Genomic DNA, 17,809 nt, shown 5'->3' on the forward strand with positions numbered 1-17,809 from the left:
CACTCGGAGGGATACCGAGTGCCTTTTTCTTCCTTTTTCCAACCGATTATCCCGTTAATTATCAATCCGCTAAATCCAAAGTAATGAACAACAAGAAGAAAAACGAGGGTCAGACCGACTTTTCCTATTACGGTCTGTACCTGCTGGACTATCTCCGCACGAACAAGTTTGAACAGGCTGACGACACCGCTTTCATACGGGAACGGGCCGACCGTGCCGCCGAAACGTATGAGAGGGCACGGCTTGAAGGCTATCCCGCCGATGGTGCGCAGGAACTGGCGATGGACACGCTGCTGCGCGGGCTGCATTATTCCCGTTACGCCATCCTCCGCGAAGTCGTGGAAAACGAGTTTGCCGATGAAGTGCCGGAAGAGAAGCGTGAAGCCTTTGTCCTGAAACTGCTGCCGCTTGTCGGCAACGTGTTCTCCGTCTATGACCTCTCGGATGACAATTTCGCCCTGTCTTCCGATTACGACCTGCTCTACACGGAGCTGACGGGAGCAACCGTCCTTTACTTAGACGAATATGGCGTTTAACCGCAAACAGAAACTGCGGGACAACATCGAGGCGATACGGACGGCATTCATCCTTGACAGGGAAAATAGGACAGCGACAACCGAAGAGCGTGCCATACTTCAAAGGTACTGCGGTTTCGGCGGTCTGAAATGTATCCTCAACCCTGCAAAGGAACTGACGGATGCCGTCCGGTGGGCGAAATCCGACCTCGAACTGTTCGCCCCGACGGTGGAGCTGCACAGGCTTATCCGTGAGAACAGCAAGGACGAAACAGAGTACAAGCGGTTTGTGGATTCGCTGAAAGCGTCCGTGCTGACCGCTTTCTACACCCCCAAAGAGATAACCGACACCATCGCGGACGTGCTGGCAGATTACAGCGTCCGCCCCGCCCGTATGCTCGAACCGTCGGCAGGTGTCGGCGTGTTCGTGGATTCCATGCTGCGGCACAGCCCCAATGCGGATGTGATGGCTTTCGAGAAGGATCTGCTCACGGGTACAATCTTGAGGCATCTCTATCCCGACCAGAAAATGCGCACCTGCGGTTTTGAGAAAATCGAAAGACCGTTCAACAATTATTTCGACTTGGCGGTGTCCAACATTCCGTTCGGTGACATTGCCGTGTTCGACGCGGAGTTTCAGCGGAGCGACTCTTTCGGCAGACGCTCCGCCCAGAAAACCATCCACAACTATTTCTTTCTCAAAGGACTGGATGCCGTGCGTGACGGCGGTATCGTGGCGTTCATCACCTCGCAAGGGGTATTGAATAGCACCAAGACCTCCGTGCGTAACGAGCTGTTCAGTCAGGCCAATCTGGTATCCGCGATACGCCTGCCCAACAACCTGTTCACGGACAACGCGGGCACGGAGGTGGGCAGTGACCTGATTGTCCTGCAAAAGAACCTCAGCAAGAAGGAAATGTCGCAGGACGAGCGGCTGATGACCGTGATACAGACGGACACGAAAACCGCCCTGACCGACAACGCCTATTTCATCCACCACCCGGAACGCATCGTGCATACGATGGCGAAACTTGACACAGACCCCTACGGGAAGCCCGCTATGGTTTATCTGCACGAGGGCAAGGCAGCAGGCATCGCCGGGGATTTGCGCCGTATGCTCGACGAGGATTTCCATTACAGGCTTGCCATGCGCTTGTATTCGGGTTCAATCCGGCAGGCAGGAACGGAAGAAAAAGTTGCCGTTCAAAATAAAGTAGAGCGTCCTGCCATAAAATTGGAAACAGTATCCTCGGCGCAGACGGTGGAAACTCCGACAGAAAAGCCGCAACCCGCAGATGAAAAGCCGGAGATAGAGCCACGTCCGAAATATTCTGACGGTGTGCAGCTATCCTTGCTCGATCTCTGGGGGATGACGGAAGAAGTCAGCCAACAACCGAAAACCGCCAAAAAGAAAAAGGAGGCGAAAAAGGAAAGCTCGGCAAGGCGCGTTCTACCCAAGCCACAGGTGCATGTCACACAAAATGTTACGGCTGTGCCGACGGCTACCACCCCTAAGACTGTAACAGAGAACAAGGAGGCTAAAACGGAGAACACCGCCAAGCCTGCCGACCCGGACGACATCTATGCCACGTTGGACTGGGATACCAATCCTCCCATCAACGGCTTCTACGAGATGATGATGGATTTGACGCCGGAACGCAGGAAGGAACTTCGGGAACTGGCAAGGCAGCATAACGAGAAACAAGCGGCGGCGGAAAAGATGGAAGTGAAAGCCGTGCCGGACACTCCCCGTGAGCAACCACGGCAGGAGGAAACACAGCCGGAAGCAGTCACCGCACCTGCCGTTACAGATACCCCACCGGAAGCGGTGGCGACCTCCCTTTTCCCCGACATCGAAGCGGAGAAGCCGAAGGAAGAAGTCGTGGACCTTTCGCCGCGTGCCTACCACCGCACGCCGGAGATGCACCTGCGCGAAGGGTCGCTGGTGGCTGACAGGGGGCGTCATAACATCGGCTACCTGAAGGACATCACGCCATACGGGGCGACATTCCAGCCGCTCGACCTGAAAGGCTACCAGAAGGAGAAGGCGTTACAGTATGTTTTACTCCGTGACGCCTACGAGCGGCTGTACCGCTATGAATCGAACCTGCATGAAGCAAATGTCCCGTGGCGAGAGCATCTAAACACCTGTTACGATGAGTTTGTCATGCGCTACGGCAACCTCAACGCCAAGCAGAACGTGAAGTTAGTGATGATGGACGCGGGCGGGCGTGACATCCTTTCGCTGGAACGGGCGGAGAACGGGAAGTTTGTCAAGGCGGACATCTTCGAGCGTCCCGTTTCCTTCTCCGTGGAGAGCCATGCCAACGTCGGCTCACCCGAAGAAGCACTGTCCGCGTCGCTCAACAAGTTCGGCACTGTCGATCTCGACTATATGCGGGAGATAACCGACAGTACGGCGGAGGATTTGCTCACAGCCCTGCAAGGGCGCATCTATTACAATCCGCTCGTAACCGGTTACGAGATTAAGGACCGCTTTATTGCCGGAAACGTGATAGAGAAAGCGGAACGCATAGAGGCTTGGATGGGCGAAAACCCCGAAAGTGAACGTATGCCGGAGGTGAAGCAGGCGTTGGAGGCTCTGAAAGATGCCGAACCGCCGCGCATCGCTTTTGAAGACCTTGATTTCAATTTCGGGGAACGCTGGATTCCGACGGGTGTCTATGCCGCCTACATGAGCCGGCTGTTCGACACGGAGGTGAAAATCGCCTACTCTGCAAGCATGGACGAGTTTTCGGTGGCGTGCGGCTACCGCACCATGAAAATCACGGACGAGTTTCTGGTGAAGGGGTATTACCGTAACTATGACGGCATGCACCTTCTGAAACACGCCCTGCACAACACCTGTCCCGACATGATGAAGTCCATCGGCAGGGACGAGCATGGCAACGACATCAAGGTGCGCGACAGCGAGGGAATACAGCTCGCCAACGCCAAGATTGACGAGATACGAAACGGCTTCTCCGAATGGCTCGAAGAGCAGTCGCCACAGTTCAAGGAGCGGCTGACGACGATGTATAACCGCAAGTTCAACTGTTTCGTGCGCCCGAAGTATGACGGCTCGCATCAGACTTTTCCCGACCTCAATCTGAAAGGGCTGGCAAGCCGGGGCATCAGGAGCGTCTATCCCTCGCAGATGGATTGCGTCTGGATGCTGAAACAGAACGGCGGCGGAATTTGTGACCACGAGGTTGGAACCGGCAAGACGCTGATAATGTGCATCGCCGCGCATGAAATGAAGCGTCTGAACTTGGCGCACAAGCCGATGATTATCGGGCTGAAAGCCAATGTTGCGGAGATTGCCGCCACCTATCAAGCGGCATATCCCAACGCGAGGATTCTGTACGCTTCGGAGAAAGACTTTTCGACCGCCAACCGCGTGCGTTTCTTCAACAACATCAAGAACAACGACTACGATTGTGTCATTATGTCGCACGACCAGTTCGGCAAGATACCGCAGTCGCCGGAGTTGCAGCAGCGCATCCTGCAAGCGGAGCTTGACACGGTGGAGGAAAACCTCGAAGTGCTGCGCCAGCAGGGAAAGAACGTATCGCGGGCGATGCTGAAAGGTCTGGAGAAGCGCAAGCATAACCTTGAAGCGAAATTGGAGAAGGTGGAACACGCCATAAAGTCACGCACGGACGACGTGGTGGACTTCAAGCAGATGGGCATCGACCACATTTTCATTGATGAATCGCACCAGTTCAAGAATCTGACTTTCAACACGCGCCACGACCGTGTGGCGGGATTGGGGAACAGCGAGGGAAGCCAGAAGGCACTGAACATGCTCTTTGCTATCCGCACCATACAGGAGCGCACGGGCAAGGACTTGGGGGCGACCTTCCTCTCCGGCACGACTATCAGCAACTCGCTGACTGAGCTGTACCTGCTGTTCAAGTACCTGCGCCCGAAGGAGCTGGAACGGCAGGACATTCGATGTTTTGATGCGTGGTCGGCGATATTTGCCAAGAAGACAACGGATTTTGAGTTCAACGTGACGAACAACGTGGTGCAGAAGGAGCGTTTCCGCTACTTCATCAAAGTGCCGGAGCTTGCCGCCTTCTATAATGAAATCACGGACTACCGCACGGCGGAGGATGTGGGCGTGGACCGTCCCAACAAAAACGAGATACTGCACCACATACCGCCCACGCCGGAGCAGGAGGACTTCATACAGAAGCTGATGCAATTCGCCAAGACGGGCGACGCCACCCTGTTGGGCAGACTGCCGCTTTCGGAAACGGAGGAAAAGGCGAAGATGCTTATCGCCACGGACTATGCCCGGAAGATGGCACTCGACATGCGCATGATAGACCCGCATTACGAAGACCACCCCGACAACAAGGCGAGCCACTGTGCCAAAATAATCGCGGAGTATTATCAAAAATACGACGCGCAGAAAGGCACGCAGTTCGTTTTCTCTGACTTGGGGACTTACCAGCCGGGCGATGGGTGGAACGTCTATTCGGAAATCAAGCGCAAACTGACGGAGGACTACGGCATACCGCCAAGCGAGGTGCGCTTCATTCAGGAGTGCAAGACCGACAAGGCTCGGAAGGCGGTGATAGATGCCATGAACGCCGGGACGGTGCGTGTGCTGTTCGGCTCCACCTCCATGCTCGGAACGGGTGTGAACGCACAGAAACGGTGTGTGGCAATTCATCATCTTGATACGCCGTGGCGACCGTCCGACCTGCAACAGCGTGACGGACGGGGAGTTAGAGCAGGCAACGAGATAGCCAAGCATTTCGCCGGGAACAACGTGGACGTAATAATCTACGCGGTGGAAAAATCACTGGACAGTTACAAGTTCAACCTCCTGCACTGCAAGCAGACTTTCATCAGCCAGCTTAAAAGCGGTGCTATGGAAGCGCGTACCATCGACGAGGGGGCAATGGACGAGAAATCGGGCATGAACTTCTCGGAATATATGGCGTTGCTATCCGGCAACACCGACCTGCTGGACAAGGCGAAACTGGAAAAACGTATCGCCTCGCTCGAAGGGGAACGCAAGTCGTTCAACAAGGGCAAGCGTGATTCGGAGTTCAAGCTGGAATCGAAGACCCGCGAGCTGGGCAACAACACAGCTTTCATAGATGCCATGACGGAGGACTGGAACCGCTTCCTCTCTGTGGTGCAGACCGACAAGGAGGGCAATCACCTTAATATAATAAAGGTGGACGGAGTGGATTCCGCCGATGAGAAAGTCATCGGAAAGCGTTTGCAGGAGATAGCCAAGAATGCCACGACCGGAGGGTTGTACACGCAGGTTGGAGAGTTTTACGGTTTCCCGATAAAGGTGGTCAGCGAAAGGATACTCAAAGAGGGATTGGAGTTTACCGACAACCGCTTCGTGGTCGAGGGGAACTACAAGTACACCTACAACAACGGGCATCTGGCGCTGGCTGACCCGTTGGCCGCCGCCCGCAACTTCCTCAACGCGATTGAGAGAATCCCCTCCATCATCGACCAGTATAAAGCGAAGAATGAGGTCTTGGAACGTGAGATACCGCAGTTGCAGGAGATAGCAGGCAAGGTGTGGAAGAAGGAGGAAGAACTGAAACAGTTGAAGTCCGAACTTGCCGCCCTTGACCGCAAGATACAGCTGGAACTTGCGCCGCCTACACCCGAAATCACCGAAAAGGAGCATGAAGGGCAACAGGTCAAACCGGAAGCGAAAGGTGTGCGAAACGGTATCAGGCAATATCCCGAAGATACATCACCGCAAATACGCAATCCATCGGAAAGTATTATCGCCAATCACACCATAACTGGGCATCCGGGGCTGTATGCCAAGGAGGAAACCCGGTCCAAAGGATTGAAAATATAACCTTAGGAATTTTATCTGAAGTATTAATAAGGGCTATCCCAAAAGGTCTAAAAGTAAATTTTATCCTTTCTGCAAGTATCTGTAGGATGGCAACTGCATTTTTTTTCTTTTTGGGCAGCCCTTATTAAAATTTATTCTTATTTTAGGTTATATACATTCATGTCCATTTATGTAAAAAATCCTGCTGACCTTGTTTATGTCTTGTCAGTCACCATTTGCAAAACCATATTTGACCCTCAAAGAGGCTGAATTTGATAAGCAACTTGCTACATACTCATAATAAGGAGCTAAATAGAACACGAATGGGAAATACTCAAATGCCAAACTAAAGAAGATATTGGCCAAAATAAACGCTATACCGAGAGAGAAACTTGATTTTTCAACTTCCTAAAACGGTGTTGTTCAAACATTTCTACTTATTTGTACTTGCCAGTTGAACCTACGCTTCCCTAATAAAATGTCTATGGTAAAAAAAGTTAAAAAATCCTCCCACTTTTGTTAGATATATTTTTTTTGTGTAATTTTGCAATCGTTATGCGGCAGTAATAATATACATATTAATACGAGTTAGTAATCCTGTAGTTCTCACATGCTACGAGGAGGTATTAAAAGGTGCGTTTCGACAATGCATCTATTGTAGTATATTATTGCTTAATCCAAATGAATATTATAAATTTAGGAATTCTTGCTCACATTGATGCAGGAAAAACTTCCGTAACCGAGAATCTGCTGTTTGCCAGTGGAGCAACGGAAAAGTGCGGCCGTGTGGATAATGGTGACACCATAACAGACTCTATGGATATAGAGAAACGTAGAGGAATTACTGTTCGGGCTTCTACGACATCTATTATCTGGAATGGAGTGAAATGCAATATCATTGACACTCCGGGACACATGGATTTTATTGCGGAAGTGGAGCGGACATTCAAAATGCTTGATGGAGCAGTCCTCATCTTATCCGCAAAGGAAGGCATACAAGCGCAAACAAAGTTGCTGTTCAATACTTTACAAAAACTGCAAATCCCGACAATTATATTTATCAATAAAATTGACCGTGACGGTGTGAATTTAGAGCGTTTGTATCTGGATATAAAAACAAATCTGTCTCAAGATGTCCTGTTTATGCAAACTGTTGTCGATGGATTGGTTTATCCGATTTGCTCCCAAACATATATAAAGGAAGAATACAAAGAATTTGTATGCAACCATGACGACAATATATTAGAACGATATTTGGCGGATAGCGAAATTTCACCGGCTGATTATTGGAATACGATAATCGATCTTGTGGCAAAAGCCAAAGTCTATCCGGTGCTACATGGATCAGCAATGTTCAATATCGGTATCAATGAGTTGTTGGACGCCATCACTTCTTTTATACTTCCTCCGGCATCGGTCTCAAACAGACTTTCATCTTATCTTTATAAGATAGAGCATGACCCCAAAGGACATAAAAGAAGTTTTCTAAAAATAATTGACGGAAGTCTGAGACTTCGAGACGTTGTAAGAATCAACGATTCGGAAAAATTCATCAAGATTAAAAATCTAAAAACTATCAATCAGGGCAGAGAGATAAATGTTGATGAAGTGGGCGCCAATGATATCGCGATTGTAGAGGATATGGATGATTTTCGAATCGGAAATTATTTAGGTGCTGAACCTTGTTTGATTCAAGGATTATCGCATCAGCATCCCGCTCTCAAATCCTCCGTCCGGCCAGACAGGCCCGAAGAGAGAAGCAAGGTGATATCCGCTCTGAATACATTGTGGATTGAAGACCCGTCTTTGTCCTTTTCCATAAACTCATATAGTGATGAATTGGAAATCTCGTTATATGGTTTGACCCAAAAGGAAATCATACAGACATTGCTGGAAGAACGATTTTCCGTAAAGGTCCATTTTGATGAGATCAAGACTATCTACAAAGAACGACCTATAAAAAAGGTCAATAAGATTATTCAGATCGAAGTACCACCCAACCCTTACTGGGCCACAATAGGGCTGACTCTTGAACCCTTACCGTTAGGGGCAGGGTTGCAAATCGAAAGTGACATCTCCTATGGTTATCTGAACCATTCTTTTCAAAATGCCGTTTTTGAAGGGATTCGTATGTCTTGCCAATCTGGTTTACATGGATGGGAAGTGACAGATCTGAAAGTAACTTTTACTCAAGCCGAGTATTATAGCCCGGTAAGTACACCTGCTGATTTCAGACAGCTGACCCCTTATGTCTTCAGGCTGGCTTTGCAACAGTCAGGTGTGGACATTCTCGAACCGATGCTCTGTTTTGAGTTGCAGATACCCCAAGTAGCGAGTTCCAAAGCTATTACAGATTTGCAAAAACTGATGTCTGAGATTGAAGACATCAGTTGTAATAATGAGTGGTGTCATATTAAAGGGAAAGTTCCATTAAATACAAGTAAAGACTATGCCTCAGAAGTAAGTTCGTACACTAAGGGCTTAGGCATTTTTATGGTTAAGCCATGTGGGTATCAAATAACAAAAGACGGTTATTCTGATAATATCCGCATGAACGAAAAAGATAAACTTTTATTCATGTTCCAAAAATCAATTTATGAATTAATACAAAACAAGAAGAAAATATGAACAAGCAATTCATTATCACGAATTTCGCCGCATTTGCTCTCATGCTGTTCCTGCCGACCGGATGCAGGCAGGCGGACGGCAAGCAGGATGCGGTGCAGAGTTATCGGGTCATAAAGGTCGCGGCAAGTCCGGTGGAAATCTCCGAGTCCTATTCCGCCGCCATACGCGGACGGCAGGATGTGGACATCCTGCCGCAAATATCCGGGCGCATTATCCGTCTGAAAGTGAAAGAGGGTGAACGGGTGAAGACCGGTCAAGTATTGGCTGTAATTGACCAAGTGCCCTATCGGGCGGCATTACGCACGGCGCAGGCCAATGTCAGCGCGGCACAGGCAAAAGTGGAAACGGCAAGAATCGAGCTGCGGGGCAAGCAGGCATTGTTTGACGAGAAGGTCATATCCGACTACGAGCTTTCTCTCGCCCGGAACCAACTGGCAGTGGCGTGTGCTGAACTCGAACAGGCAAAGGCACAAGAATCGGATGCACGCAACAATCTCTCCTATACGGAAATCAAAAGCCCGAGCAACGGAGTAGTAGGCACATTGCCCTATCGCATCGGTGCGCTTGTCGGTCCCAATATGGCACAGCCTTTCACGGTCGTGTCCGACAATGCGGAGATGTATGCCTATTTCTCCATTTCGGAGAATATGCTACGGCGATATTCGGCTCGCTATGGCTCGATTGACAGCATGATAGCCGGGACGCCGGAAGTGGGCCTGCAACTCAACGACGGCAGCCTGTACAAGGCGAAAGGACGTATTGAAACCGTAAGCGGCGTGGTGGATCCTGTTACCGGAACGGTACAAATCAAAGCCCTGTTCCCCAATCCCGACCGCGAACTGTTGAGTGGCAGCATCGGCAATGTCATCCTTCAAAACCCGAAAACGGAGGCCGTAACCATTCCCATGACCGCCACCGTGGAACTGCAGGACAAGATTATCGCTTACCGTCTGAAAAACGGACAGGCGGAAGCCGCCTATCTCACGGTGGACCGCCTGAACGACGGCAACCGGTTTATCGTAAAAGAAGGTCTTTCGGTCGGTGACACCATTGTCGCCGAAGGCGTGGGACTGGTGAGAGAAGGCATGAGCATAACCCCTAAAAACGAAACGAAATGAACCTGCGATTTTTTATAGACCGCCCGGTGTTTTCGGGCGTTATCTCGGTGGTGATTGTACTGTTGGGCATGATTTCCATGTTTTCCTTGCCGGTGGAACAATACCCCGACATCGCACCTCCGACCATCAACGTATTCGCAACTTATCCGGGAGCAAACGCTGAAACCGTGCAGAAGGCAGTGATAACCCCTCTGGAAGAAGCCATCAACGGAGTGGAAGACATGACCTATATGACTTCCACGGCATCGAATACGGGAGATGCTTCCATCAACATCTATTTCAAACAGGGAACCAACGCGGACATGGCGGCGGTAAACGTGCAGAACCGCGTGAACGGCGCACTGAGCCAACTTCCGGCGGAAGCCACCAAGACCGGTGTCACCACTGAAAAGCAGCAGAATGCCGAACTGATGACTTTCGCGCTCTATTCGCCCGATGACCGCTTCGACCAGACCTTCCTGAGCAATTACGTGAAAATCAATGTCGAGCCGAGGCTGAAACGTATCAGCGGCGTGGGAAAGGCACAGTTGTTCGGTTCCAACTACAGCATGCGACTTTGGCTGCGTCCCGACAAGATGGCGCAATACGGGCTTATCCCCGATGACATCTCTGCCGTACTTGCACGACAGAACATCGAGGCCGCCACCGGCTCCTTCGGTGCCAATCATCCTACCGCCAATGAATACACGATGAAATACCGCGGACGCTTGTCCGGAGCGGAAGAGTTCGGTGAGCTGGTCGTCAAGTCACTGCCGGGCGGCAATGTGCTTCGGTTGAAAGAGGTTGCCGATGTGGAACTGGGCGATGAATACTACAACTATTCCTCCGAGGTGAACGGGCATCCGGCAGCTATGATGCTCATCAACCAGAAAGCCGGGTCCAATGCATCAAGCACCATCAAGGAGATTCACGAAGTGCTTGACGACCTTAGCCGGGACTTGCCCGAAGGGACGGAATTCGTGGTGCTTACCGATACCAACAAGTTCCTGTATGCCTCCATCCACTCTGTCCTCCGCACCTTATTGGAAGCGATACTTCTGGTCATCGTGGTGGTGTATGTGTTCTTGCAGGACATCAAGTCAACGCTTATCCCTACCATATCCATCTTCGTTTCCATCATCGGCACATTTGCCGTGATGTCCATGATTGGATTCTCCATCAACCTGCTCACCCTGTTCGCGCTTGTGCTTGCCATCGGAACCGTGGTCGATGATGCCATTGTGGTGGTGGAAGCGGTGCAGGCGAAGTTCGATGAGGGCTATCAATCAGCAGTTCTCGCGGCTGATGATGCCATGAAAGGCGTTTCGTCGGCTATCCTGACCTCTACCATAATCTTTATGGCAGTGTTTTTCCCCGTAGCCATGATGGGCGGGACTTCGGGAGCGTTCTACACGCAGTTCGGTATCACGATGGCTGTTGCCGTGGGAATCTCGGCAGTCAATGCCTTCACACTCTCACCGGCACTTTGCGCGCTGCTGCTGAAACCCTATATCGATGAGCAGGGCAACACTAAGAACAATTTTGCAGCCCGTTTCCGTAAAGCGTTCAATGCCGTCTTCGACAGTCTGAGCCGACGCTATGTACGTGGAGTGATGTTCATTATCCATCGCCGATGGCTGTTGTGGAGCATCATAGGCATTTCTTTCGGGTTGCTGGTGCTGCTGGTCAATGTCACAAAGACGGGACTTATTCCCGAAGAGGACACCGGGACGGTCATGGTGAGCATGAACACGAAGCCCGGCACATCCATGGCTCAGACAAGTAAGGTGATGGAGCGTATCAACAGCCGTCTCGACAGCATCGGCGAGATTGAATACAGCGGTGCGGTAGCCGGTTTCTCTTTCAGCGGTTCCGGTCCCTCGCAGGCGATGTATTTCGTGACACTCAAAGACTGGGAGGATCGTAAGGGAGAGGGGCAGTCGGTGAATGATGTCATCGGAAAGATTTATGCCGCCACTTCAGATATTCCCGATGCCACGGTGTTCGCCATGTCGCCTCCGATGATTGCCGGGTACGGCATGGGAAACGGTTTCGAGCTTTATTTGCAGGACAAGGCGGGCGGAAACATCGCCGCTTTCAAGGAAGAGGCGGACAAGTTTGTCGAAGCCTTGTCGCAACGACCCGAAATCGGCGAAGTCTATTCCTCCTTTGCCACGGACTATCCGCAATACTGGGTGGATATCGATGCCGCCAAATGTGAGCAGTCGGGTGTGTCGCCCGCAGATGTGCTTTCCACATTGTCGGGCTATTATACCGGACAATATGTTTCCGACTTTAACCGGTTCTCCAAGCTCTACCATGTGACCATGCAGGCTCCGGCGGAATATCGTGTGAATGCGGAATCCCTGCACCACATGTATGTGCGCGCCTCCGATGGCGGCATGTCGCCTTTGAGCCGGTTCGTGCGCCTGACCAAGACCAACGGCCCGTCAGACCTCACCCGTTTCAACCTGTTCAACGCCATCTCGATTAGCGGGTCGCCGGCGCAGGGTTACAGTTCAGGGCAGGTGCTCGAAGCCATCGGCGAGACGGCACGTGAAGTGCTTCCGTCAAATTACACATACGAGTTTGGCGGCATTTCGCGTGAGGAAAGCAAGACGACCAACAATGCCACGCTTATATTCCTGCTCTGCATGGTTCTGGTCTATCTGATTCTGTGCGCCTTGTATGAGAGCGTGTTCATACCCTTCGCGGTTCTGTTGTCGGTGCCTTGCGGACTAATGGGCAGTTTCCTGTTTGCGTGGCTCTTCGGTCTGGAGAACAACATCTACATGCAGACCGGATTAATCATGATTATCGGCCTGCTTGCCAAGACCGCCATCCTGCTTACCGAATACGCCGGCAAGCGGCGGTCGGAAGGCATGACGCTGGCACAGGCAGCATACAGTGCGGCAAAAGTCCGCCTGCGCCCTATATTGATGACTGTGCTGTCCATGGTGTTCGGTCTTGTCCCGCTGATGATGGCGCACGGAGTGGGTGCCAACGGCAGCCGTTCGCTTGCCACAGGTGTAATCGGTGGAATGATTGTCGGTACTTTGGCTCTGTTGTTCCTTGTGCCGTCATTGTTTATTGTATTCCAATATATTCAAGAACGTGTTAAGCATAATTAAATGAAGAAGACAGTAATATATATCATATTGTCAGGATGGATGTTTGCCGGTTGTGGCACATACAGCCGGTATCATCGTCCTGACCTCTCAACGGAGAATCTGTATCGGGACGTACCGGCGGACATTGATACAACGACCATCGCGTCCCTGTCGTGGCGGGAAATGTTTACCGACCCGAAACTCCAGTCCTTGATTGAAACCGGACTTGAACGGAACACAGACCTCAATGTGGCACGGTTACGCGTGGAAGCGACAGAAGCCGTCCTGATGACTGCCAGACTATCATATCTTCCATCACTGGGACTGACTGCCGAAGGTAATGCCAATAAACATGACGGAGCAACGGCAAAGACATATAATGTGGGAGCGTCGGCAAGCTGGGAACTGGACATCTTCGGCAAACTTACGGCGGCAAAGCGTGGTGCAGCCGCCGCGTTACAAGGAAGCCGTGCCTACCGGCAGGCCGTACAGACACAGCTTGTCGCCACTATTGCAGACAGTTACTACACCCTTGCCATGCTTGACGCACAAATGGCAATAAGTAACCGGACTTTGGAGAACTGGCGGACTACCGTACGTACTCTTGAAGCGTTGAAAAAAGTGGGGAAATCAAACGAAGCCGGCGTATTGCAGGCAAAGGCGAACGTGATGCGACTCGAAGCATCCCTGTTATCCATACGCAAGAGTATTTCCGAAACAGAAAATGCCCTGTCTGCGATACTTGCCATGCCGTCACACTCGATTGGACGAAGTAATCTGGCCGAGGCTGCTTTCCCCGATACTGTCTCGATTGGAGTCCCTTTGCAACTGCTTTCCAACCGTCCCGACGTGCGTCAGGCTGAAATGGAACTGGCGCAGGCGTTCTACGCCACCAATGCGGCTCGTGCCGCCTTCTATCCCAATATTACCCTCTCGGGGACTCTTGGATGGACTAATAACGGCGGTGGCGTAATCGTAAATCCCGGACAATGGTTGCTCAATGCCATCGGTTCCCTGACACAGCCCTTATTCAACCGGGGCACAAACATCGCCAACTTGAAGATAGCCAAAAGCCGTCAGGAAGAAGCCAAACTGTTGTTCCGGCAATCATTGCTGAACGCTGGAAAAGAAGTGAACGATGCTCTGACTGCATGGCAGACGGCAAAATCGCAAATTGAAATCAATGCTCGACAGGTTGAAACATTATGCGATGCTGTGCGAAAGACAGAATCGCTTATGCGTCATTCCAATGCCACCTATCTGGAAGTGTTGACCGCCCAACAGTCTCTTCTCGAAGCGGAAGTGCAACAGCTACAAACTCGTTTTGAACGCATACAAAGTGTAATCAAACTTTATCATGTGTTGGGAGGAGGAATGTAACTGCAATAAATAGAAAAATTTGAAATTATTATTAGTGTTATTCATCTCGGATATTTTTCGTGATTCTGCCGCATGTAGATATTGTACGAAAGCAATATTTGGATTGTAAAATATCAAGCCAATGAAAATACTTTTGCAGCATAAAATATTTATAGGATACTTTCTTTTAATGGCGATCATTGGCAGCATGGTCGCTATTGTTCTGCACGAGCGTAGTCGTGTACAGAAAATAGAGAATGAATCAATCGCTATTTTTCAAACCCAGCACAATATCAATACCACACACCGCTATGTGACCACGTTAGTAACTTATGGTGAATCCGTCATGGTATGGAATGATGAGGATTCTGGGTGAAGTATAAGAATATCAGAGAAGGGGAACAATTGCATTTCGATTTGCATTTTCTTAACCGCATAAAGAAACAGTTCCCGGGGATAAAAGCTATTTCGCCTGAAATAACAGGACCTTATTCGCAAGTGATGAATAAAGCTAAAAGCGGACTTTTTAAGATTATAGGAATCAATGAAAACTATATGGGAATTAAGATACTTAAAATCAACGAAGATGGACGATATTTTAATAAAGGAGATGACGAGAATACCCGTAATGTTACCATTATCGGCGAAAATGTCAGTACGACCTTATTTAATAATCAAAAAGCGTTGGGTAAGTCGATCAACATTGCCGGTATTGATTTTAAGGTGATAGGCGTACTAAAGAATGATGATATTTTCAGCGCTTCGGAAATCAATTCGGTATATGTGCCCTTCTCAAGTTACATAAACTGTATTGACAATAAGACTCCATTGCGCGCTTTCTGTTTATATCTGAACAAAGAAGTTGATTCCAAGCGATTTGAGAATGAGCTGAGAGCCTTCATCGCTAATAAATACCAATTTGCTTATTCTGATAAGCAAGCCTTACAGATAATCAATTTTGAGACACAAACATCTGCTTTTGAGGGACTCTTTGATGGATTGAAAATGTTTATCTGGATCGTAGGAATTTGTTTTCTGATAAGTGGTATTGTTGGAGTAAGCAACATCATGTTTGTCGTGATCAAAGAAAGGAGTAGCGAAATAGGCATCCGTAAGGCTGTAGGAGCAACTCCTAAATCCATTCTTGTGTTAATGCTGACGGAATCTGTCATCATAACTGTAATCTCCGGTATCATCGGATTGATATCAGGTGCAGCTATTCTTGAGATTATAAATTGGTTGCTCGAAAGCGCCCGTCACGCGACAATGATAAAGCATGCAGAAATAGATATAAATGTAGCTGTTCTCGCTTTGGTTATCTTGATTTTGTCCGGTGTCATTGCCGGAGCATTTCCGGCTATGAAAGCATCTGTTATACAACCCATTGACGCCATTAGAAACGAAAATATAGGATAATGAAGACATTTAAGATTATATTAATTTGCATCTTTTCCGCCACACTGGCATTTGTTGCTTTTCGTTCTTCGCTAAGAGGTACAAAGGCAATTTACGAAACTACACAACCACAATATCGCGAGATCAAAGAGGAAATAAACATATCCGGCAATGTTTTTCCGATGAAGGAGATCGAAATAAAATCGCAGATATCGGGAGTCCTGGACAAGATTAATGTTTCGATAGGAGATAAAGTGCGCATAGGAGATTAAATATAAATTCAAGCAATCATAGCCCGTAATTCACTGAATTTGGCTATCTTTGCATAACATTTGAGAAAAACGGCGATTGGCAGGAGCTTTTCGCCGCCAACATATAGGATAAGACCGCAAGGCGTTTCAAGCGAAAATCTGGTAAATTGGAACTACGGAGACGATTGCGTGATGCTTATGCTATGCTTACGCATAGCGTGCATTCACGTACTCTCCGTAAAGGCTTTACCAGAGCCATCGCTTGAAGGTAGTGTGAATTGCACGCTACTTTTTTACCCTTGCCTAACGAAAGGAAACGATTATGGGTAAAGTTCAGATTCTCGCCGTACTGACGATGGACGGATGTCTTTCTTCAGAGTTATATGATAAAGCACATCAGGATTTGTGCCTTGACCGTTGCGGTCTTGATGAAATCAGGAAGAAAGCCTTTTACCGTGTGACACCGGACTATTCCATTTCAATGCTGCACGAATGGAGAAAAGACTGCACAAACATCCGTTACCTCGCGGAAGCCACACCGGACACGGCAGACTATATAAACGGACTGCTGCGGATGCACGCTGTGGATGAAATCATACTATACACCGTTCCTTTCATATCCGGAAGCGGACGACATTTTTTTAAGTCGGCTCTGCCAGAGCAACACTGGACGCTTTCCTCTTTGAAAAGCTATCCCAACGGTGTATGTCGCATTATCTATATCCTTGATAAAAAAGCAAGATAGCCAAAATGTGCGGCAAGCATACATTTCTATTTTCAGGAATAGAATAAATGTTCCGATTACAAACAATTTAAGTCGGAGATAATTTGTCCTTGTGAAAAAATACTGAATTTTATACCTCTGAAATCCAGCACTTTGTAAAATTGAGTGTTGGATTTTTTATTTTCTGCCGCGTTTTTTGCCAATTATATTCATGTGCGCACGCAGAAAACAAAGTGTAATTTTCAAAATTGACAGAACCATGAATTATTTCTTGCTGGCGGAAACCGACTTTTTCCGCCTGATAAACGAAGCCGGCGACTGCAATATGGAAACGGCATACACGGCTTTCGCCACCCAAGTGATCGAACTGTGCAACGGCGGCATGGACATGAACCTTACCGTCATCGCGCTTGCCTACATCGAAATCGAGTTGCAGCACCATCCCGTACGTAATCTGTCAGAAGAAAAAAGAGAGATTGCCGCCTACGTCAGCAAGGCTCTGTCTTTCGTAAGAAAGATGCAGAAATTCCTTGCCACGCCCCAAGTGCCACCACTAATATCCGCCAACAACGCAACAGAAACCACCGCCAGCCTTCTTCAATGGACGGGCAATGCCATCGACCTCGTGGAACTTATCTACGGCATAGACGTGATGGGCTGCATCAACAACGGCAATATGCCGCTCAAACAGCTCGCCCCACTTCTCTATAAGATATTCGGGGTTGATTCTAAAGACTGCTACCGCTTCTACACTGATATCAAACGCCGGAAGAACGAAAGCCGCACCTATTTCATTGACAGGATGCAGGAAAAACTGAACGAGAGAATGTTGCGTGATGAGGAGTTGGAGCGGATGAGAAAATAAAAAAATATCCATTACATATGAGAAGACAGGAATAC

Annotated in this window: 10 protein-coding genes and 1 pseudogene; all 11 read left to right on the forward strand. The window is 49.2% G+C overall.

Going from position 1 to position 17,809, the window contains the following annotated elements:
• Window positions 1–83 precede the first annotated feature (83 nt).
• The 11 genes and pseudogenes from NQ564_RS05115 to NQ564_RS05165 all read left to right on the forward strand — a co-directional run bounded on the left by NQ564_RS05115 (window position 84) and on the right by NQ564_RS05165 (window position 17,774).
• On the forward strand, window positions 84–536 hold the full coding sequence (locus tag NQ564_RS05115; RefSeq protein ID WP_004304266.1) for a DUF1896 domain-containing protein: 453 nt from the start codon (window positions 84–86) through the stop codon (window positions 534–536).
• Window positions 526–6,366, forward strand: coding sequence for an N-6 DNA methylase (locus NQ564_RS05120; protein ID WP_057326955.1), 5,841 nt, complete (start codon window positions 526–528; stop codon window positions 6,364–6,366). Before NQ564_RS05115 ends, NQ564_RS05120 begins: the two co-directional genes overlap by 11 nt.
• Window positions 6,367–7,026: 660 nt before the next feature.
• A complete protein-coding gene (tet(Q), locus tag NQ564_RS05125; RefSeq protein ID WP_008148693.1) occupies window positions 7,027–8,973 on the forward strand; it encodes a tetracycline resistance ribosomal protection protein Tet(Q) in 1,947 nt (648 codons plus the stop codon).
• Window positions 8,970–10,091: an efflux RND transporter periplasmic adaptor subunit gene (locus NQ564_RS05130; protein ID WP_005809248.1), complete on the forward strand. Its 1,122-nt coding sequence runs from the start codon at window positions 8,970–8,972 to the stop codon at window positions 10,089–10,091. The genes tet(Q) and NQ564_RS05130 overlap by 4 nt, the downstream gene beginning before the upstream one ends.
• Complete coding sequence (locus NQ564_RS05135) at window positions 10,088–13,201, forward strand: efflux RND transporter permease subunit (RefSeq protein WP_005809243.1); 3,114 nt, start codon at window positions 10,088–10,090, stop codon at window positions 13,199–13,201. The genes NQ564_RS05130 and NQ564_RS05135 overlap by 4 nt, the downstream gene beginning before the upstream one ends.
• A complete protein-coding gene (locus NQ564_RS05140; protein WP_005809240.1) occupies window positions 13,202–14,560 on the forward strand; it encodes an efflux transporter outer membrane subunit in 1,359 nt (452 codons plus the stop codon).
• Window positions 14,561–14,681: 121 nt separating this feature from the next.
• Window positions 14,682–14,909, forward strand: a pseudogene (locus tag NQ564_RS05145) (hypothetical protein); the annotation flags it as partial.
• Window positions 14,910–14,911: 2 nt separating this feature from the next.
• Entirely contained in the window at window positions 14,912–15,955 is a 1,044-nt protein-coding gene (locus NQ564_RS05150) for an ABC transporter permease (protein ID WP_005809236.1), read from the forward strand.
• A complete protein-coding gene (locus tag NQ564_RS05155; RefSeq protein ID WP_005809234.1) occupies window positions 15,955–16,206 on the forward strand; it encodes an efflux RND transporter periplasmic adaptor subunit in 252 nt (83 codons plus the stop codon). The genes NQ564_RS05150 and NQ564_RS05155 overlap by 1 nt, the downstream gene beginning before the upstream one ends.
• Window positions 16,207–16,507: 301 nt before the next feature.
• On the forward strand, window positions 16,508–16,930 hold the full coding sequence (locus NQ564_RS05160; protein WP_004291474.1) for a dihydrofolate reductase family protein: 423 nt from the start codon (window positions 16,508–16,510) through the stop codon (window positions 16,928–16,930).
• A 238-nt stretch (window positions 16,931–17,168) separates the two neighbouring features.
• Window positions 17,169–17,774, forward strand: a complete 606-nt coding sequence (locus NQ564_RS05165; protein ID WP_004304269.1) for an RteC domain-containing protein — start codon at window positions 17,169–17,171, stop codon at window positions 17,772–17,774.
• The last annotated feature ends 35 nt before the right edge of the window (window positions 17,775–17,809 follow it).

Origin of the sequence: Parabacteroides johnsonii DSM 18315 (assembly GCF_025151045.1) — a bacterium.
GTDB lineage: Bacteria > Bacteroidota > Bacteroidia > Bacteroidales > Tannerellaceae > Parabacteroides > Parabacteroides johnsonii.

Coding starts and splice junctions, on each gene's coding strand:
- NQ564_RS05130 (WP_005809248.1), top strand. CDS start 8,970: ATGAACAAGCAATTCATTATCACGAATTTCGCCGCATTTGCTCTCATG.
- NQ564_RS05165 (WP_004304269.1), top strand. CDS start 17,169: ATGAATTATTTCTTGCTGGCGGAAACCGACTTTTTCCGCCTGATAAAC.
- NQ564_RS05140 (WP_005809240.1), top strand. CDS start 13,202: ATGAAGAAGACAGTAATATATATCATATTGTCAGGATGGATGTTTGCC.
- NQ564_RS05160 (WP_004291474.1), top strand. CDS start 16,508: ATGGGTAAAGTTCAGATTCTCGCCGTACTGACGATGGACGGATGTCTT.
- NQ564_RS05135 (WP_005809243.1), top strand. CDS start 10,088: ATGAACCTGCGATTTTTTATAGACCGCCCGGTGTTTTCGGGCGTTATC.
- NQ564_RS05155 (WP_005809234.1), top strand. CDS start 15,955: ATGAAGACATTTAAGATTATATTAATTTGCATCTTTTCCGCCACACTG.
- NQ564_RS05120 (WP_057326955.1), top strand. CDS start 526: ATGGCGTTTAACCGCAAACAGAAACTGCGGGACAACATCGAGGCGATA.
- NQ564_RS05115 (WP_004304266.1), top strand. CDS start 84: ATGAACAACAAGAAGAAAAACGAGGGTCAGACCGACTTTTCCTATTAC.